The 18,966-nt window shown below is 50.7% G+C and carries 14 protein-coding genes; 9 read left to right on the top strand and 5 right to left on the bottom strand.

Going from position 1 to position 18,966, the window contains the following annotated elements; genetic code table 11:
* Positions 1–570: 570 nt before the first annotated feature.
* Positions 571–1,926 (top strand): diguanylate cyclase, encoded by a 1,356-nt coding sequence (locus ACEN2G_RS12465; RefSeq protein WP_442022006.1) that lies wholly within the window; start codon positions 571–573, stop codon positions 1,924–1,926.
* A 40-nt stretch (positions 1,927–1,966) separates the two neighbouring features.
* Here ACEN2G_RS12465 and ACEN2G_RS12460 read toward each other — a convergent pair whose 3' ends face one another.
* Positions 1,967–2,911, bottom strand: a complete 945-nt coding sequence (locus ACEN2G_RS12460) for a ChaN family lipoprotein (protein WP_442022004.1) — start codon at positions 2,909–2,911, stop codon at positions 1,967–1,969.
* Positions 2,912–3,057: 146 nt separating this feature from the next.
* Here ACEN2G_RS12460 and ACEN2G_RS12455 point away from each other — a divergent pair, with 146 nt between their 5' ends.
* Together ACEN2G_RS12455 and ACEN2G_RS12450 are read left to right on the top strand one after the other, a co-directional pair.
* Positions 3,058–4,239 carry a 3-phenylpropionate MFS transporter gene (locus tag ACEN2G_RS12455; RefSeq protein WP_442022002.1) on the top strand — a complete coding sequence of 394 codons (1,182 nt, stop codon included), beginning with the start codon at positions 3,058–3,060 and terminating at the stop codon, positions 4,237–4,239.
* A 115-nt stretch (positions 4,240–4,354) separates the two neighbouring features.
* Complete coding sequence (locus ACEN2G_RS12450) at positions 4,355–7,819, top strand: NahK/ErcS family hybrid sensor histidine kinase/response regulator (RefSeq protein WP_442022000.1); 3,465 nt, start codon at positions 4,355–4,357, stop codon at positions 7,817–7,819.
* Positions 7,820–7,893: 74 nt separating this feature from the next.
* Here ACEN2G_RS12450 and ACEN2G_RS12445 read toward each other — a convergent pair whose 3' ends face one another.
* The gene (locus tag ACEN2G_RS12445) at positions 7,894–8,523 is read right to left on the bottom strand and encodes a response regulator transcription factor (RefSeq protein WP_442021998.1); all 630 of its coding nucleotides are present in this window, start codon (positions 8,521–8,523) and stop codon (positions 7,894–7,896) included.
* A 124-nt stretch (positions 8,524–8,647) separates the two neighbouring features.
* Between ACEN2G_RS12445 and ACEN2G_RS12440 the strand changes: the two genes are divergently transcribed.
* From ACEN2G_RS12440 to ACEN2G_RS12425, 4 genes are all read left to right on the top strand, one after another.
* The gene (locus tag ACEN2G_RS12440) at positions 8,648–9,964 is read left to right on the top strand and encodes an MFS transporter (RefSeq protein ID WP_442021996.1); all 1,317 of its coding nucleotides are present in this window, start codon (positions 8,648–8,650) and stop codon (positions 9,962–9,964) included.
* A gap of 54 nt (positions 9,965–10,018) precedes the next feature.
* Complete coding sequence (locus ACEN2G_RS12435; protein WP_442021994.1) at positions 10,019–10,717, top strand: DUF3108 domain-containing protein; 699 nt, start codon at positions 10,019–10,021, stop codon at positions 10,715–10,717.
* Positions 10,718–10,931: 214 nt separating this feature from the next.
* Complete coding sequence (locus ACEN2G_RS12430; protein ID WP_442021992.1) at positions 10,932–11,555, top strand: energy-coupling factor ABC transporter permease; 624 nt, start codon at positions 10,932–10,934, stop codon at positions 11,553–11,555.
* Positions 11,556–11,622: 67 nt separating this feature from the next.
* Entirely contained in the window at positions 11,623–12,357 is a 735-nt protein-coding gene (locus ACEN2G_RS12425) for a DsbA family protein (RefSeq protein WP_442021990.1), read from the top strand.
* A gap of 95 nt (positions 12,358–12,452) precedes the next feature.
* On the opposite strand, the gene ycaO is transcribed toward ACEN2G_RS12425, so the two are convergent.
* From ycaO to ACEN2G_RS12410, 3 genes are all read right to left on the bottom strand, one after another.
* Positions 12,453–14,213 carry a 30S ribosomal protein S12 methylthiotransferase accessory factor YcaO gene (gene ycaO / locus ACEN2G_RS12420; RefSeq protein WP_442021988.1) on the bottom strand — a complete coding sequence of 587 codons (1,761 nt, stop codon included), beginning with the start codon at positions 14,211–14,213 and terminating at the stop codon, positions 12,453–12,455.
* Between the two features lie 416 nt (positions 14,214–14,629).
* On the bottom strand, positions 14,630–15,733 hold the full coding sequence (gene asd, locus ACEN2G_RS12415; RefSeq protein ID WP_442021986.1) for an aspartate-semialdehyde dehydrogenase: 1,104 nt from the start codon (positions 15,731–15,733) through the stop codon (positions 14,630–14,632).
* Positions 15,734–15,971: 238 nt separating this feature from the next.
* Positions 15,972–16,877: a lysine exporter LysO family protein gene (locus tag ACEN2G_RS12410; protein WP_442021984.1), complete on the bottom strand. Its 906-nt coding sequence runs from the start codon at positions 16,875–16,877 to the stop codon at positions 15,972–15,974.
* 367 nt (positions 16,878–17,244) lie between these two features.
* On the opposite strand from ACEN2G_RS12410, the gene ACEN2G_RS12405 reads away from it, so the two are divergent.
* Entirely contained in the window at positions 17,245–18,012 is a 768-nt protein-coding gene (locus tag ACEN2G_RS12405; RefSeq protein ID WP_442021982.1) for an ABC transporter ATP-binding protein, read from the top strand.
* A 98-nt stretch (positions 18,013–18,110) separates the two neighbouring features.
* Positions 18,111–18,887 (top strand): ABC transporter substrate-binding protein, encoded by a 777-nt coding sequence (locus ACEN2G_RS12400; RefSeq protein ID WP_442022007.1) that lies wholly within the window; start codon positions 18,111–18,113, stop codon positions 18,885–18,887.
* Positions 18,888–18,966: the final 79 nt, after the last annotated feature.

The raw sequence follows: 18,966 nt of genomic DNA, 5'->3' as shown, positions 1-18,966 counted from the left end.
AGGATTAACCCCCAACGCATATGCGCAGCAACTTAATGCTGCTTAAACTGGTGTCTACTTTAGTCGGGCCATTCCAATAGTTAGGCTCATAAGTAATAACTCATAACTCATAACTCATAACTCATAACTCATAACTCATAACTCATAACTTCTGTGGAGTTTTCTGGTTAGTTTGCTCTTTAAAAACGAAAGACTTTTTGCCACGGAATCCACGGAATCCACTGAAGAATAGTGATCAGATCTGAAAGTAGCTCTTATCCATCAAAGGCTTTTTGGCGCTTGTCGCACGTGAACTGCGTCCGTGAGTTCCGTGTTCTTCCGTGGCAAAAAATATTTTTTTCATTTCCACATCTGTTATACCGATCTACTTAGTTAGGTTTAGTAAGGTGTATTAGGTTGAGTAAGACAATGGCTAATAAACGCAAAGCATTCAATAAATAGGCCTAAGTTGCGATAAAAAACTAGTAATGAATACTCGCTATTACTAAAAACTAAGCAAAAACATATATCGGCGATGCAAAACTCTTTACAATGCGGCCTCATTTTTATCGCCTTAATAGTAGCCTCGTTATGATAGACCCTCTCAATTACGGCCAGCGCCAGTGGCATCTTATTTTGTCTAATTATGATGAAGGCATGCGTGCTCGAGTGCGCGAGCTGGTATTGGCGCATGCTCATGAGCTGGCAGAAGATTTTTACAGCCAGATGATGCAGCAACCAGCAGCGCAGGAGTTTCTGGCTCACGAAGTGGTGCATCAACGGCTGCATGCTTCTATGGTGCGCTGGTTGGATCAGGTATTTTCTCTGCAAACGCCCGAGGCTATTCCAGATGCGGTGGCACGCCAATTTGAAGTAGGCAAGGTGCATGCAAGGATCAATCTTCCCATCAATTTAGTGTCCGCCGGCGCACGATTGCACAAGCAGCGCCTGTTGGAGTACATCACCCAGATCTGGCACACGCCCGCCGAGTGGTTGCATGCCGCCTTGTATGTACAAGAGGTGATGGATGTGTCCATCGAGCTGATGAGCTTGGCCTATGTGACCAATGCGGATCGCAAGAGCCGCGCCGCCGAGGCCTATCGCCTGCATACCCTGAGTTTGAATCTGGCGGTGGAGCGCGAGCGCCAGCGCGCGGCTGTGCTCGATTGGAGCCATGAGCTAATGTTTGCCCTGCACAGTGGCGAGTCGGTGTTAAAAGGTTTAAGTCGCAGTGAATTTGGACTTTGGTTTCATCATCAGGCGATCACTGTCTTTGATGGCGCCGCAGAAATTAAACAGATAGAGCAGGTGTTGTTGTATATCGACGGTGAGCTGCTGCCGACCATGCGCTACCAGAGCGAGCTCTTGATCGAAAAAATGGCCAAGTTGCAGCAAGAAGTCAAAGCCATTATTTATTTTATGACCACCATGTTTGACCGCTACATAGAGCTGGAGCAAGGCCGCGACACCCTGACCCGACTGCTGGATAGACGTTTCTTGCCGGCGGTAATGAATCGTGAGGTGCAGCTGGCCAAGCGCTGTAATGGCGTGTTTTCGGTGGTGTTATTTGATATCGACCATTTTAAGGCCATCAACGATAACCACGGTCACGAAGGCGGAGATCTGGTGTTGCAACAGGTCGCGAATTTAATCGCCAGCTCGGTGCGCAGCAGTGACTTCGTGTTTCGCTACGGCGGTGAAGAGTTATTGGTGGTGTTGGTAGAAGTGGCGGCGGAGCAGGCGCTGGCTATCGCCGAAACTATCCGTCTTAAACTTATCAACAACCCCTTGCAGTTGGCGGGTGAAAAAACCGTGTCTGTGACCATGAGCGGTGGGGTGGCGACCTTCGATGGCCACCCAGATTATGAGCATCTGATCAACCGTGCAGACAAGGCCTTATATCAGGCTAAAGCAATGAACCGTAATCTCTGTGTAGTCGCGGACTGAGCGGCGCTATTTGTTTAATCGCCGGTTTATCGACGCTTACTCAACATTCTGGCTCGCCTAGGCTAAAGGTCGGCAAGGGCTCACCGGTAAGGCGCGCGGGCGGCAGGGCGGCCACTTTTAACATCCAGCTCTGTGCTTGAGGCTCTGTCTCTATTTCATCTGCCGTCACCGGATAAATGAGCGCTATTTTAAGTGCGGGATTGCGCGCTTGTAGGCGCTGAACTGTGCCTAATCCCTCCTTAATATGAAAGCGGCCCAGGGTGAGCATCACGCTCTGGCTGGGATGCCGAGCGAGATAGTCATTAATACTTTCGGCCATGGTGTCGTCCCAACTGGTTTGGGCGGCAAATTGCGCCTCGCTTGGCGCTTGCCCATGATGACGATTAGCCATAAAGCGCGCCTTGTAGGCATCAGAATCAAGGGTTAGCTGTTTGGCCACCCAGCTCCGTTCTTTGGCCGGTAATCTCTGCAAATACTCAGGCCCGAATTTGCCAATGCAGCGCACTATGTTAAGCGGCGCATTGGCGGCGATCACGGGTGCTTTGGCCTCTTTTGCCAGCATGAATAGCGCGCGATAATCGCTTTTATAGCTGGGCCAGGCATTGGCTTGTTTAATAAACTGCTCTTCACCTAACTCGCCGGCTAAATAACGGTTTACCTCTGCTTGATGATCGCGACTAAATTGCTCCATGGCTAAGGCCCAAGGGTGGGGTTGTTGCAGCAGAGCGGCGAATAAATCCGCCTGAAAACGGTGTATCCCCTGATGACCGTGCAATTCTCCCACCATCACCACATCAAAACTGGCTAATTGCACCGCCGCTTGAATGGGGGTGAGCGGCTGCTGTTTGGCGTCACTGAGTTGATAATCATAAAGCGTATTGAGACTCAAAGTTGACACATAGCTCGATGATAATGAGGTCACTTGGCAGCCCATCAGCAATAGGCTGAACAGTGCCAAAGCAAACCGGCATAATAAAGGGCGCATAATACCTCTTGGTTAATGAACATTGGTTAATGAGCATTGGTTAATGATCGCGAGTTAATGAGCAGAGCCAATCAGCCCATGACGGTAAAGAGTCATGTGATTCCATTGCGTTATTATAAGGTGGTGTGCGTGATAAAGGTAAATACATGAATATGCGTAGCTGTGCTTGGGCACTGAACGCTTGCTCACCGGCCACTTGGCTGGCGGGTGTGTTTGGGCTGTTTTATTTTAGCTACGGTATTTATCTGCCTTATTGGTCGCTATGGCTAGACGGTGTTGGGGTGTCTGCTCACCACATTGGCCTATTGCTTGGCGCCAGCATGCTGGCGCGCACCGTCGGCAACTTATGGGTGATGAGCCAAGTGCGTACGGCTCAGCATTTGCAGCCGGCACTGCGTATATTAGCCTGCATTAGTTTATGCTGCGGATTGGCTTTTTACTGGATAGACTCTGGGCTTTACCTTTGGCTGTTGATGCTGCTACTGAATTTTTTCTATCCGGCACTGATCCCGCTCAACGACACCTTAGCCAGCCGCTATATAGTGCAGGTGCGTTTGGATTATGGCCGCGCGCGTTTATGGGGTTCTTTGGCCTTTATCGTGGCTAATATCTTGGTGGGTCAAGTGAGCGCCCACTACGGAGTAGACTGGATCTTGCATTTATGGCTGCTGGCCTTGTTGGGTTTGACTCTGATGAGCCTAGTGCCGGTGAGCCCTAAGCCGATGTCGGGCGCTAATGAGCCAAAAGGCGAGGGGCTTAGCACTGTGTGGCGCAGAGACTGCATGCCGAGATTTTTATTAATAGTGGCATTATTGCAAGGCAGTCATGCTTTCTACTATGGCTTTAGCGCCCTTTATTGGCAGCAGCAAGGCTATGCCACCAGCACGGTGGGCTACTTATGGGGCTTAGGGGTATTGGCGGAGATCCTCGTTTTGGCCTGCAATCAGCGCATCTTTTCCCATTTGAGTGCGCGGCATTTATTATTGCTTGGCGCCGGATGCGCGCTAGTAAGATGGGGGATTTTAGGCGCAACCACCGAGTTGGCTTGGTTAATAGCCGCGCAACTGCTGCATGCGGGCAGCTTTTGTTTCAGTCACTTAGGCGCAATTCGTTATATTAGTCGCGATTTAGCGCCCCATACTGCAGCGGGGGCGCAGGCGCTATATGCCGCCTTAGCCATGGGCTTAATGGTGGCGCTCTTGTTGGCGTTGTCGGGTTACTTGTATCCTGCTTGGGCGGGGCGAGTATTTTGGTTGATGGCGGCGCTGGTGCTGCCGGTATTTTGGTTATTACAGAGGCCATTAGTGGCGCAGACGTGTGAGAAGTAGGGTGTGAGGCGTAAGGCGTAAAACACCCAGTTTGCAGATTTAGTGTTTGCTCTTGCTCTTGCTCTTGCTCTTGCTCTTGCTATTCACCCCTCACGCTTCATAAAAGGGAACCTAAATGCAGGGTTGGACCGTCATTAATATCGCATTGGCCTATTTGGCGGTGTTGTTTTTGTGCGCTTGGCTGGGTGATAAGACTAAGGTTGGCCATGAAGGCGGTCGACTGCGGCCTCTGCTTTATAGCTTATCGCTGGCGGTGTATTGCTCGTCGTGGAGCTTTTTTGGCACCGTCGGCCAAGCCACCACAGATAACTGGTCTTACTTTTCTATTTATCTCGGCCCCATCTTGATGTTTACCTTAGCGGGCCCTTTTTTGGCGCGCCTGATTGACGTGGCCAAGCGTGAGCACATTACTTCAATTGCGGATTTTATTGCCGCCCGCTACGGCAAGTCCCAACGTTTAGCCGTGTACGTGACCTTGATCGCCATCGTCGGCGTCTTGCCTTATATCGCCTTACAACTCAAAGCCATCGTTATGGGGCTGCACTTAGTGGCGCCCGATGTAGTGGGCAATGATGGCCAAAATGCCAGCCAAGTGGCGTTTATGGTCACCGTATTATTCAGCGTGTTTATCTTGCTGTTTGGCACCCGCCATATTGATGCCACCGAGCACCAGCGCGGCGTTATGGTGGCGATTGCCGTGGAGTCCGTGGTCAAGTTAGTGGCCTTTATTGTGGTGGGGGGCTTCGCGCTCTGGTTGATTGTGGCTTACCCCAATCAAGAGCGGGTCATGATCACCGAGCAGGTGATCAGTAGCTTTACCCAAGTGAGCGGCGCAAATTTGCTCGACATGGCCGTGTATACGCTCTTGTCTATGAGTGCCGTGATCTGCCTGCCGCGCCAGTTTCATGTGACTGTGGTCGAAAGCCATGGCTCCGCCGACTTGCACTGGGCGCGGCGCTTATTTCCGGTGTATTTATTGTTAATGGCGCTGTTTGTGTTGCCGTTGGCACTGGCCGGCCAACAGTGGTTGCCGGTAGATGCCTCACCGGATACTTATGTTATTAGCTTGCCGCTGGCGCAAGGGCAGCCGGGCTTGGCGGTGTTGGCCTTTATTGGTGGCGCCTCGGCGGCCACCGGCATGATGATTATTTCTATTATCGCGCTGGCCATCATGGTCAGTAATGATCTGGTGTTGCCGATGATCTTGCGCCGTCGCCAAGTACAGGGCGCCGACTTTAATGACGTGGCACAGCTGTTGCTCAAGGTGCGACGCGCCACCATAGTGGTGATCATGGTCACCGCTTGGCTGGTGTTCTTATGGTTAGGCGACATCGACAGCTTATCGCGCATTGGTTATTTGAGCTTTGCCGCTATCGCCCAGTTTATTCCAGCCTTGGTACTGGGTTTATTTTGGCGCGGTGGCAACCGGCGCGGTGCCTATTGGGGCTTAAGCCTCGGCATGCTGATGTGGCTGCTAAACCTGATGGCCGAAACCGGTTTTTTTGCCGGTGATGCCAACAGCAACGTCTTGCTTTGGCTGTTAACGCCACCGCAATGGGGCGCGGTTGCAGACATGAGTCCGGTTACGTGGGGCATTTTCTTAAGCCTAGTGTTTAACTTAATCGCCTACTTATTAGGCTCTTGGTGGTCCATGTCTACGGTAAGCGAGCGCTTACAAGCGGCGGCTTTCGTGGGGCGTCAGCATAAAGATGACGGCGGTGTGTATCGCGCCAAGGTGTCGGTACAAGAGTTGGAGCAGCTGGCCTCGCGCTTTGTGGGCGCGGCCCGCGTGAGCCGCGCTTTTTCTCGCTACGCCGGTGAGCAGGGAACGCTCGATGGCAGTATGCAAGCGCCCGCTAGCCTTATTCGCCACACCGAGCGGGTGTTGGCCGGTGTATTTGGCGCCTCATCGGCGCGCCTAGTATTGGCCTCGGCCTTGCAAGGCCGCTCCATGGAGCTGGATGAGCTGGCTACCATAGTGGATGAAGCAGGCGATGTGTTTCGTTTTAATCGCCGCCTATTACAAGGCGCCATCGAGCACATAGGCCAAGGCATTTCTGTAGTCGATAAAGAGCTCAATCTTGTGGCCTGGAATCGGCGTTATATAGAGCTGTTTGGCTACCCCATGAGTCTTATTCAAGTGGGGCGGCCCATCGCCGATATTATTCGTTATAACGCCGAACGCGGCCTATGTGGTTCGGGTGCCGTAGCGCAGCAGGTGGAGCGCAGACTGAGGTATATGCGGGCTGGGTCGTCGCATATCTCATCGCGTACCCGCGCCGATGGCCGGGTGATTGAGGTGCAGGGCAACCCCATGCCGGGCGGTGGCTTCGTGATGACCTTTAATGACATCACTGCCTTTCGCCAAGCGGAGCAATTGCTAAAAGACACCAATCTGCAGTTGGAGGCCAGGGTGGCCGAACGCACCCATGAGCTGTCGACCGTGAACCAGCAATTGCTGGCGGCTACCTTTGAGGCGGAAAAACTCAGTGCCTCCAAGAGCCGTTTCTTAGCGGCGGTGAGCCATGATCTAATGCAACCGCTCAATGCCGCCAAGCTATTTGCCTCTTCGTGGCTAGAAACCTCTCATGATGATGAAAGTCGTCGCCTAGCCGGTCATATCGACAGATCCTTGGTGGCAGCAGAAGACTTAATTGGCGACTTATTGGATATGTCGCGTCTCGAGTCGGGCACGCTGACCGCCAAGCCCACCGACTTTGCGTTGGCTGAGCTATTTGACACCCTAAAGGTCGAATTTGGTGTGCTAGTGGAGCAAGACGGAGGACGCCTTGGTGTCGTAAACAGCCACTTGGGTGTGCACAGTGATCCGCGCTTATTGCGCCGCATCTTACAAAACTTTCTCACCAATGCGCTGCGTTATAATCCGGGCGGTCGGGTGTTGCTGGGCGCCCGTCATAGGGGCAACAGCTTGTGCTTGGAGGTCTGGGATAACGGCCCTGGCATTGCCGCCGATAAACAAGGCGCTATCTTTGATGAATTTATGCGCCTAGAGCACGGCCAACGCCAATATCAACAAGGCTTAGGATTAGGGTTGGCCATAGCGCAAGGTTTGGCGGTGATGCTGGGCCACAGTTTGGCGGTGCGTTCCACCGAAGGCAAAGGCTCTGTGTTTAGCGTGACGGTACCGCGATCTGCGGTGGGGCGTGGTAAGTCTGCTTCTTTGCCCACCGATCTTGGCAGTGCTTCTCCTAGCCAATTAGTCGGCTTAAAGGTGCTGTGTATCGATAATGAGGCGGATATTTTAACTGCCATGGGCAGCCTGCTCGGCCGTTGGGGCTGTGAGGTACGCTTAGCGCTTAATGCGGCGGCGGCCGATCTGCATTATCAAGACGGCTTTTTGCCTGAAGTGATACTGTCGGATTATCACTTGGACGCCGGTGAAATTGGCGTTGAGGTGGTGGCTCACTTGCATCAAGAATATGGGCGGGTGCCGACTGTGATCATCAGCGCCGACCGCCAGCCCGAGCTGCAAGCCCAGTTGCAGCAATTGAATTTAAGCTATTTAAGTAAACCCGTAAAACCCATGAAGCTAAGGGCGCTGTTGCAGCATTTGGTTTAATGCGGTGAGCTGGGAATAGGGAATATAGGGAATATAGGGAATAGGGACTTTCCCTGCTCCCTATTCTCTATTCACTATTCACTCATCTGCGACATGGCGATCACCGCTTGGGTACGATTTTGCACGTTGAGTTTGCGAAAGATGGCGGTAACGTGGGCCTTAACCGTGGCTTCGGAGACGCTCAGCTCAAAGGCAATTTGCTTGTTTAATTTGCCTTCAGACAGCATAGCCAGCACCTTAAACTGCTGAGGTGTGAGGCTGGCGAGGCGCTCGGCAATGTTATCCGCAGGTGCCGCCGTTAGGCTAACACCGACCGGAAACCAAGTATCACCGGCTAAAATGGCGTGCAAGGCGGCGACTAACGCCGGCAGCGGCGTGGATTTAGGAATAAAACCCATGGCGCCAAAATGCATGGCTTGCTGCACCACTGCGGGCTCTTCGGTGGCTGAGACGATGACCACAGGTAGCTCAGGGTAAAGATGGCGCAAGCTGGCAAGGGCGGAAAAACCACTGGCGCCTGGCATCTTCAAGTCCAGCAATAATAAGTCCACCTCAGTCTGCTCGGCTAATAGCTGCATTAATTGATCGATACAGTCTACTTCCTGTAGTACAACGCCCGTTACCGCCTGGCTGACGGCTAAGTGCAGCGCATTGCGAAACAAAGGATGATCATCGGCAATAATAATGCGATAGCCTGTGTCCATGAGTTATTGAGTCCTTGGGTCTGCATGCGGTTCATAAAAGAGAGCCTAATGACTCATAATCATAAGGTCTTAAGCGTAAACTGAGAACCAGATGAATCGATTTTCGTGATCCGTGAGGGAATGCATGACATTTAAACGCCCCAGCCAGACCGCGCCCCGCGCTATGTGGCAGATAATACTGTCTGAGGATGATACTCGCCTATGCCAAGATATTCCCGATGCAGACTGCCAAGTGGTGAAAGGTAATCGCAGCAAGTTAATCCTGGCTCAAGTGGCCAGTGCCTTGAGCGAGCTGATGACCAATGCTAAAACCGTATTACCTTGGCTGTTTCAAGCATTAGGCGCACCTGTGTGGCTTATCGGCTGGCTGGTGCCCATACGTGAAAGTGGCTCCATGCTGCCGCAAATTATGTTGGGCGCTTATGTGCGGCGCATGCCTTATCGAAAAAGCGCCTGGCTGTGGGGCGCAGGCTTGCAAGCCTTATGCTTGGTGCTGATGGCGGTGGTGGCCATGCTTAGCTCGGGTTGGGTGGCGGGCTGTTTATTATTGGGCTTATTGACGGTAATGAGTGTGTCCCGAGGCTTGTGCTCTATTGCCGCTAAAGACGTGTTAGGTAAGACGGTGCCAAAGCGCGAGCGGGGCAAGGTGACGGGCTTGGGTGCCAGTTGGGCCGGTGGTATAGGGCTGGTATTTGGCTTAGTACTGAGTCGTTTAAATGATATTCCGGTGTGGGGTTATGCGACTATTTTGCTGTTGGCGGCTGGAGTGTGGGGGCTTGGCATGCTTTGCTACTGGGCCATAGTTGAGGAACCGGGTGCTACCTCTGGCGGCGTAAATGGCTGGCGCCAAGCTTGGTCAAGCCTGAAATTAGTACAAGAAGATGCCAATTTTGCTCGCTTTTTAGTGGTGCGCACCTTGCTATTATCCACGGCTTTGGTGACGCCTTATTATGTGTTGTTGGCGCAAGCCGAAGATAGCCGCATGCAAGTGTTGGGCGGCTTAGTGATAGCGCAAGGCTTGGCCCAATTTGTCAGTAGCTGGGTATGGGGCCGGCTGGCAGATTACTCCTCTAAGCGCGTGATGCAATGGGCGGCCACCTTAGCATCGATACTGGGGTTAGTGGTTTGGCTGCATTTAAGTTTATGGTCTGGCAGCACTTTTAGTGGCTACTTTGCCATTGTGGTGTTTATCTTGAGTGTCGCTCATGCCGGAGTACGAGTCGGGCGAAAAACCTATTTAGTGGATTTGGCGGGCGGAAATAGACGCACCGATTATGTGGCGGTGAGTAATACGCTGATGGGCATATTATTACTGCTGGTCGGCGCCTTGAGCATGTTGCTGGCATTATTCTCTAATTTCGTGGTGATCTTGGTATTTTCTTTGTTAGGTCTAGTTGGTGTATGGTTGGCACAACGCTTACCAGATGTGCAAAATCTCTAGCGATTCAAGATAGCTAAACGTCACACAGGCAGAGACCCAGATAAGGAAATGTTGATGACCAAACCATTTTTATGGCTACTGACGCTGGTACTCACCAGTGCCTCGGCTTTCGCCCAAGATATTGATCATTTAAGTGCTGAATATAGTGTGCTACTCAATGGTGACAAAACCCGCGGCGTGAATACCTTAAAAATTGACCGTAATAAGGGTAACTATAATGTGCACTTTTCGCTGGCGCACTGGCTGTTAGACGTGGATCAACAAGCCAGCTTTAGCTGGAAAAACTGTACCGCCACCCCCCAAACCTTTAGCTATAAAACCAAATACCTAGGTACGCGTAATGAAGAACGGCTGGTGTTTGACCAAAAGACCAAGATGGCGCTGTTTCAGGATAAACACGGTGATAAGTTAGTCCCTACTAACGGAGAGGCTTTTGATCCGGTGAGTTTTTTCTTTGAAGCCCGTTGCGACTTAATGGCTGGCAAAACGACGTTAACCTACCCGATAGCGCGTGATGGCGAAATTAAGATAACCACCTTTAATGTGGTCGGCAAAGAAGTGGTGAATACCGGTATCGGCCCTTATGAAAGTTTGATTGTGGAGCGGGACCGCGGTAACAGTAAACGTAAAACGCGCTTTTGGGTAGCACCGGCATTAGATTATCAATTAATACAAATTAGCCATGTGGAAAATCGCCAGCTGTCGGTCACCGTCACCTTGGATAAGCTCAGCTATAGCCTGGTTAAAAAATAACAGCCAAAAACTAACAGCCCATGGATGAGCTTGGCTCTTCTAGATAGTTCTGCAGCTGCTAGCTGACACATGTCATTCTGGTCGCGCTGAGCGTTAAGCGCTGAGCGCTGAGAAAAGCGGGGTTACCTCACGCGAGCCATACAGCTTTTGCTGGTGCTGAGTTATATTTATGACCTTGGAGTGGGCATATATTCGAGCATAACAGGAGCATAAAGTGATAATAATAGGCATCTTAGTGCTGCTAGGTGCGGCTTGGAGCTTTGATTGGCAGACTTGGCTGAATGATAAAGTCCGTCATCATCTGTGCTTTGGTGCGGCCATTGCTTTGGTGCCGTTATGGATGCTGCAAGCGGGTGTAAAACCGGGTTTAGAAGTACACTTTCTGGGCTTAACCACGATTGCGCTCTTACTGGGTTGGCGCATGGGCATGCTGATGGCCGCGTTAAGCTTACTGCTGGTCACCCTCTTTGGTTTTGAGTCTTGGGCCATGTTTGGGCCTAATTTATTGCTGGGTGTGATAGTGCCGCTCAGTGCTAGCTACTTGCTGTTTTTATTAACTTACAGCTATTTGTATCGCCACTTGTTTGTTTATATTTTTGTCGCCGGTTTCTTGAATGCCGCTCTCACTATCACCTTAAAAATCTTACTGTTCTCGGGCTTTATGGTGTGGACTGAGCAACACAGTTGGCAGGTAGTCTTTGATAATTATCTGAGTGTGCTGCCGTTATTGTTATTCCCCGAAGCCTTGCTCAATGGCATGGCCATTACCGTGCTGGTGGTGTTTAAACCGCAGTGGCTCTGCACCTATCGGGATCGTGATTATATTATTAATAAATAATATAAGCCTTCAGCTGCGACTGCTGGTCTGGTAGGCTGCCTTTTCATCCTTTTTATGTGAGATGCTGATGACTGTTAAGTTCCTACCCGCCTTGGCGCCTATGTTAGCCTTGAGCCTATTGTCTGCTGCTCCCGCTCAAGCGGAAATGAGCCGTGCCGAATTCCAAAAGTTGGTGCGCGAAACCTTGCTTGAACAGCCTGAAATTTTGCGCGAAGCCATTATCAAGCTGGAAGAAAAAGATCAGCTGACGAGCCAAGCCGAATTTTCTAAGCAGCTTAAACAACAGTCACAGCAGCTGTTCGCCAATAAAACCGACGGCATCATGGGTAACCCTAAGGGCAAGATAGAAGTGGTGTATTTCACCGACTACAACTGCCCTTATTGCCATCGTATGAATGCAACCTTGCTGACCATGATCAAAGAAGAGCCTGAGCTGAAGATCATAGTGAAAGATCTCGGCATCTTAGGCCCAGACTCAGTACAAGCGGCTCGCTTGGCCTTGGCTACTGCCATGGAGTCTCCTCGCCAGTATGAAGAGCTGCATCAAGCTCTGATGAACCAAAAGAAAGTGTCAAGTGCCGCCTTGGCGAGCATTGCCGACAAAGCCGGTTTAGATAGCAAGGCCTTATTGGCTGCCGCTGACGATAAAAAAGTATCGGATAAGCTTAATCAAAATCTGAGTTTGTTTAGAAGCTTAGGCTTGAACGGTACTCCAGCCTTAGTGTTCCCTGACGGCACCTTAATTCCAGGGGCTGTAGATGTAGCAGGCTTAAAAGAAATTTTGAAAGACAAAAAGTCTTAACTGATAAGTAGTTTTATTTAAGCTCTTCATTAGACATAAAAAAACCGGCCTAGGCCGGTTTTTGCTTTGTATAGCTTCTAGCTTCTAGCTTCTCGCTATTGGCTTGCGGCGTGTTGACGCTTCGCTTGTTGTAACTTCTCATACACCGCCAGTAGAGCCTGATGAGTAGGGAAGTCCGCTAAACTTTCATCGGCTCGAGTTAGGCCATGAAAACGCGCTTGGCCTGCAATTTGTGCCCACACTTGCGTTACCGTGTCTTCACTAAACATGCTGTTAAAAGCCGAGATATACTGAGCGGGATCACGGTCTTCGCTCAAATGCAGCTCAAGGGCGGCTTTTAAGCAGCGATAATAACGATGACGCTCATCGCTAAATACAGAAGCGTTAAAGCTCAAGGTCCAGTCGGCGTATTCCAGCGCTAACGCTAACTCATTGGCCGCTAAGGCTAACATGCATTTCAGCTCGCCGATGCGCAAGGTGTGCCAAGCGGTGCCCTTAGTAGAGGCAATGCCCAGCAGTTCACGAATACGCGTAAAGTCATCGAAACCTTCTTCTTCTAACAACTCATACAAGCTCATTAGCTGCTCGGCATCTGCATCACTTTCTGGCAGGCTTAACAAGGTGGCGCGCAAATGCGCACCCATGTTGTTGTTGGCCATGGTGAGGTCGTCGGCCGGATAAATGTCCGACATACCCGGCGCCAAAATACGGCAAGCATACACGCCTAAGTGCTCGTAATCTGCGATATAAACAGGCTGCTTGAGACGGTCAAAAATCGCTAATAGGTGGGTAAACTCTTGCTCTGACGTGCCGCTAAAGTCCCAGTCCGCAAACTCATAATCGGCTTGGTCTTGGAACAAGTCCCAGCTGATCAAACCCGACGAGTCGATAAAGTGCGTTTCCAGATTATGGTGATCTGCCACTTCGTCATCTTCAAACGACGGTGGCACAAACACGTCTAAATCTTTGAGGCTGCGACCCTGTAATAGCTCGGTCACGGTGCGCTCTAACGCCACTTCAAAACGCGGATGAGCACCAAATGAAGCAAAACAGGTGCTGTTGTTAGGGTTAAATAACACCACGCAGATCACCGGATATTCCCCGCCCAGTGAGGCATCGAAGGCATGAATGGGATAGCCTTCGGCTTCTAATGCGGCAATCGGCGCTTCAATATGCGGATAGCGGGCTAACACTTCGGCAGGAATTTTCGGCAGGCTGATGCGCTCAGCTATAATGCGATTCTTAATGCTGCGCTCAAACACCTCAGACAGGCCTTGAGTGCGGGCTTCGGTGCGGGTGTTACCGGCGCTCATGCCGTTAGACACGTATAAGTTGCCGACGATATTCATGGGAATATAAACGGTTTCTAAATCACCTTGACGCTCAAAAGGCAGGGCACAGATGCCGCGATTGTCGTTGCCAGACTGCAAGTCGATCAGCATGTCGGCGGTCAGCTCGCCTTCCGGGTCGTAGAAGCCGCGGGTGTAGTCATCCAGTATGCCCTTAGGCAAGCTGTTATCGTCGGTCAGCGTAAACCACTTTTCATTGGGGTAATGCACGAAGTCGCCGTCGGCTATGTTTTGGCCCAAGTAAAAGTCGGCAAAAAAGTAGTTAGTCGCCAAACGCTCAAAGTACTCGCCTAATGCCGACGCCAGTGCAGCTTTTTGGCTGGCGCCTTTACCGTTGGTAAAACATAGGCCACAGCTTTTATCGCGAATATGTACCGACCACACGTTAGGCACAGGGTTGAGCCAAGAGGCTTCTTCAATATCAAAGCCAAGCTGGATGAGTTGTTGCTGAAAGTAGCTAATAGAGTCTTCCAGCGCAGCATCTTTGCTAGGAATGAATGTTTTCATGAGAGCCTCAAGTGATCGGCAAAAAGGAGGCAGATCCTAACCCGAGGCGATTTTGTGAACAAGTTTTGTTTAACACTAAAGACGCATGCCACTAAATCTAGGCGCTTGGGCAGCGGTAAGCTTGTAGGCGAACGCTTGCTCTCGCATTTCGACGCAGTCGAAACCAACAACAAGAGAATTTTTTGCCACGGAAGAACACGGAATGCACGGAAAAATAGGGATAAGATTTGAAAAGAAATTTCTATCGTTAAACACCAGGCCACGTTTCGAATTTACGCCGTCATGTGCCGCACGTCAGGATCTTGGGTTTGCAGTTAGCTCGTCCTCTTCACTATTTACCCCTCACTCTTACTCATCCATAAAAAAGCCCGCCAAATGGCGGGCTTGATAGTGTAACTAACTTAAAATAGTCAGTCTTATGGCAACAAATGCAGCATGCGGCGCAGCGGCTCGGCGGCACCCCATAACAACTGATCGCCTACCGAGAAGGCGGACAGATATTCAGGACCCATATTTAGCTTGCGCAAACGACCTACGGGTACGGTTAAGGTACCGGTTACGGCGGCAGGCGTCAGTTGCTCCATAGAGGCTTGGCGATCGTTAGGGATCACTTTCACCCAATCGTTATTGGCAGCCAAAATTTGCTCAATTTCGCTGATTGGTAAGTCTTTTTTCATCTTAATGGTGAACGACTGGCTATGACAGCGCAGTGCGCCAATGCGAATGCACAGGCCGTCTACCGGAATGATTTGGCTAACGCCCAAGATCTTGTTGGTCTCGGCTTGGCCTTTCCACTCTTCGCGGCTTTGGCCGTTTTCCAGCTGAGTATCAATCCACGGGATCAAGCTGCCGGCTAGGGGCACGCCGAAGTTATCGGTCGGCAAGTCGCCACTGCGGGTTTTTTCGGTCACCTTGCGCTCTAGCTCTAAAATGGCAGAAGCGGGATCCGCCAATTCGTCGCTGACTTCATTGTGCAAGATGCCCATTTGGCTAACTAGCTCACGCATGTGGCGCGCGCCGCCGCCGGAGGCCGCTTGATAGGTAGATACAGCTACCCATTCCACTAAGTCATGTTCAAACAAACCGCCCAGCGCCATCAGCATTAAGCTCACGGTACAGTTGCCGCCGACAAAGGTTTTGGCGCCATTGGCTAATGCGTCTTGAATTTTGTTGCCGTTGACCGGATCCAAGATAATTAAGGCATCGTCTTCCATGCGCAGTGCAGATGCCGCATCAATCCAGTAGCCGTTCCAGCCTGCTGCTCGAAGTTTTGGATACACTTCTTTGGTGTAATCGCCGCCTTGGCAGGTAAGAACTACGTCCAGCGCCTTGAGGGCTTCTATATCGTAGGCATTTTGCAGGGTACCGGCATCTGTGCCGAAGTCCGGAGCCGCTTGGCCCGCTTGCGAGGTAGTAAAAAAGACCGGTTTAATACGGGAAAAATCGCCTTCTTCCACCATGCGGCTCATTAATACCGATCCCACCATACCGCGCCAACCGACCAAACCTACAGTTTTCATATCAAGTGTCCTTCCTTTGGAAGTAAATAAATCAAAATCTCTATTCACAATACTGATTGAGCGCCAAGGTGCAAGAAATAAAGGGATATTCCGACCATAACAGAGCAATTTAGCCGCAATTAGCTCTTAAGGGAAAGCTTTAAGCCAGAAGCTGAAAGCGGTAAGAAAAATACTTAAGACCACAATCATAGGCTTTCTTCTAGCTTCTAGCTTCTAGCTTCTAGCTTTCGGCTATGGCTTAACCCAATGATAAAAAACCCAGCATAAAAATGGGGGCGGCCAAGCTCAAGATGAAGCCCGAGACGATGGCCACAGGTACCACGGACACACCGCCACTGCGTTGTAACACCGGCAGCGTAAAGTCCATGGCGGTGGCGGCGCCATAGCCGATGGCGGCCGAGGGAAAGCGGCGCATTAGAGTGGGGATCAACATGATGGCGAACAGCTCGCGGGCGAGATCGTTAATAAAAGCGGCGCTGCCCAGTACCGGTCCCAGTTGGTCGGTAATTAAGATCCCCGACAGCGAATACCAACCATAACCCGATGAAAACGCCAAGCCTTGGGCTAAAGGCATGCCTAAAGCCCAAGCGCCCGCCGCACCGCCAAACCAAGAGCTGACCAAGACTAACCCTGCAATTTTTAACCCCCAGGGATTAAGCAAAATTTGCCGCAGCGGCATACCGGAGTTGCGCAGATGTATGCCAATCAGCAGTAACAGTAGCATCAGCGCCCATTCGCTTAAGGTGTCTACCGCAAACCAGCTGGCATCTAATACTTGGCCTATGGCCACACCGGCTAAGATCACCGCACACAACCACACAGAGTCTAATAATAAACGCCACTTACTGAGTAAAGGCGCGCCAATGGTGCCCTCAAGACGATTATGGCGGCGGTCTAGCCACCACAGGGCGCTTAAGTTGGCCACACTAATGCAGGCCAAAAACACTAGGCTGACGCTAAAAATTGTACCTAAGTGGCTGACCAGATTATCGACGAAGGCAAGGCTGATGCCCATTAAAAATAAAATCAGATACACCATGCGCGCCACCGCCAGATTTAGCAGCCGTAAAATGCCTGTTGAGCGGCAAGGTATGCAATAGCCCAGTGCGAGCGGTAATAACACCAGTAATAAGCCGGAATACATAAGGATTAACTTCCCATAATAGCGGGGCGAATGAAGAATTAGGGTATGGGCAATAATAGATGCACGGCTAATCGACATGCAGGCTAGTTTACACTTATCTGGTCCCGAGGAGTGAGTCTCCCGTGTGACTAAAGGCCAAGTCTAGCCGCAGTCGAGTGGCTAAACTAGTCTAACGGAGTTCGAGTTAACGACTTGTTTTTACTATTTTTATGGTCTTAGACACAGTTAACGCAGCAGAAAAAGGCATTCTATTGTTATTGGCCTAAACAGCTGCTAGCTTTTAGTGCTCGTTACACAGTTGTTAATTTAGCAACTGTTAGCTGGTGATGGTTTTAGGTCGTAATGGCCCGTGCAGCAAGGATTCGCCATGAATAAACCAGCCCTTGAGGTGACGGGCCTGTATAAAAGTTTTGGCTCGCTTGACGTACTAAAAGGCATAGATGTGACGGCCGAGCAGGGCGACGTGATCTCCATTATTGGCGCTTCGGGATCCGGCAAGTCGACCTTGTTACGCTGCATTAATTTACTGGAAATTCCCAGCGCCGGCGAGGTGCGCCTGCACGGTGAATTGATTGAGATGCGCACCGCTAAAAACGGCGAGCGCCAGCCGGCTAATATGCGCCAAGTGGAGCGCATTCGCTCGCGTCTTGCCATGGTGTTTCAGGGGTTTAATTTGTGGTCACACATGACCATCTTGGAAAACATCATAGAAGTGCCAATTCAGGTGCTTAACGTGCCGAAAAAGCAGGCTATAGCCCAGGCGGAGGCTTTGTTACAAAAAGTCGGTTTGTATGAGAAGCGGGATGCCTACCCTAATCATCTATCTGGTGGTCAGCAACAAAGAGCCGCCATCGCCCGCGCCTTGGCGGTGGAGCCGCAAGTTATGTTATTTGACGAGCCTACCTCGGCACTGGATCCTGAGCTGGTTGGTGAAGTCTTGGCGGTGATGAAGAGCCTTGCCGAAGAAGGGCGCACCATGTTGGTGGTGACCCACGAGATGAGCTTTGCTCGTGAAGTGTCGAATAAATTACTGTTTTTACATCAAGGGCGCGTAGAGGAGCAAGGGGATCCTAAGCAGGTATTTGCTAATCCGACCTCGGAGCGCTTTAAGCAGTTTATTTCCTCTGTTTATTAAAGTGCGGTGAGCGGCCCATTTAGCAAAAAAAGCAATAAAGCCGTGAGTAAGACAGTGACGTTGTTAGTAAAACCAATCGTAATACAAGGAGTAATATGATGAAAAAACTGTTAATCGCCGGTGCCATTATGGCCTCGCTGGCAGCGGGTGCGGTACACGCCAAGGAATGGAAGACAGTACGTTTTGCTATTGAAGGCGCCTATCCGCCGTTTTCTTGGACTGATGAAAAAGGTCAGCTGCAAGGTTTCGATGTGGATATGGCCAATGCGCTGTGCGAACAGATGCAGGTGAAGTGTAAGCTGATTGCCCAAGATTGGGACGGCATAATACCGGCACTGTTAGCGCGTAGATACGACGCTATTCTTGCCGCCATGTCGATCACCGAAGAGCGACAGCGCACCGTGGATTTTACCAATCGCTATGCACTGGTTCCCAACAAGTTTGTGGCCAAAAAAGACGCGACGCTTGAGCTAAGCAAAGAAGGGCTAAAGGGTAAGAAAGTGGGCGTGCAAATTGCCACCACCCACGATAAATACTTAAGTGAGAATTTCGGTAAAGAATTGGCATTAGTGCGTTACGGCACCGCTGATGAGGCTTACTTGGATTTGAAGTCTGGCCGCGTTGATTATGTCTTTCTCGATGCCACCGCCATTGAAGAGGGGCTGCTCAATAAAGAGGGTGGTGACCAATATACCTTTGTTGGCCCTTCTATTACCGATGAGAAATGGTTTGGCGAAGGTTTTGGCATAGCGGTGCGCAAGCAAGACCAAGACTTGAAGCAGATGCTGAATAAAGCCATTGGTGAGCTCAGAGAAAATGGCAAATACAAAGCCGTGAATGACAAGTATTTTGAGTACGACGTTTATGGCGAATAAACGCCACTCATGAGTGTAGTGCGCGCTTAACGTGGCGTGCAGGCTTACTCAGGGCCGTTTGTTTTAGGCTCCAAGCTTG

The organism is Oceanisphaera sp. W20_SRM_FM3 (assembly GCF_052119705.1).
Classification (GTDB): Bacteria; Pseudomonadota; Gammaproteobacteria; order Enterobacterales; family Aeromonadaceae; genus Oceanimonas.
Note: the sequence above shows the minus strand (reverse complement) of the source record. Positions and strands in the feature narration are given on the sequence as shown.

Coding starts and splice junctions, on each gene's coding strand:
- ACEN2G_RS12460 (WP_442022004.1), bottom strand. CDS start 2,911: ATGCGCCCTTTATTATGCCGGTTTGCTTTGGCACTGTTCAGCCTATTG.
- ACEN2G_RS12465 (WP_442022006.1), top strand. CDS start 571: ATGATAGACCCTCTCAATTACGGCCAGCGCCAGTGGCATCTTATTTTG.
- ACEN2G_RS12450 (WP_442022000.1), top strand. CDS start 4,355: ATGCAGGGTTGGACCGTCATTAATATCGCATTGGCCTATTTGGCGGTG.
- ycaO (WP_442021988.1), bottom strand. CDS start 14,213: ATGAAAACATTCATTCCTAGCAAAGATGCTGCGCTGGAAGACTCTATT.
- ACEN2G_RS12405 (WP_442021982.1), top strand. CDS start 17,245: ATGAATAAACCAGCCCTTGAGGTGACGGGCCTGTATAAAAGTTTTGGC.
- asd (WP_442021986.1), bottom strand. CDS start 15,733: ATGAAAACTGTAGGTTTGGTCGGTTGGCGCGGTATGGTGGGATCGGTA.
- ACEN2G_RS12445 (WP_442021998.1), bottom strand. CDS start 8,523: ATGGACACAGGCTATCGCATTATTATTGCCGATGATCATCCTTTGTTT.
- ACEN2G_RS12410 (WP_442021984.1), bottom strand. CDS start 16,877: ATGTATTCCGGCTTATTACTGGTGTTATTACCGCTCGCACTGGGCTAT.
- ACEN2G_RS12400 (WP_442022007.1), top strand. CDS start 18,111: ATGAAAAAACTGTTAATCGCCGGTGCCATTATGGCCTCGCTGGCAGCG.
- ACEN2G_RS12435 (WP_442021994.1), top strand. CDS start 10,019: ATGACCAAACCATTTTTATGGCTACTGACGCTGGTACTCACCAGTGCC.
- ACEN2G_RS12455 (WP_442022002.1), top strand. CDS start 3,058: ATGAATATGCGTAGCTGTGCTTGGGCACTGAACGCTTGCTCACCGGCC.
- ACEN2G_RS12425 (WP_442021990.1), top strand. CDS start 11,623: ATGACTGTTAAGTTCCTACCCGCCTTGGCGCCTATGTTAGCCTTGAGC.
- ACEN2G_RS12440 (WP_442021996.1), top strand. CDS start 8,648: ATGACATTTAAACGCCCCAGCCAGACCGCGCCCCGCGCTATGTGGCAG.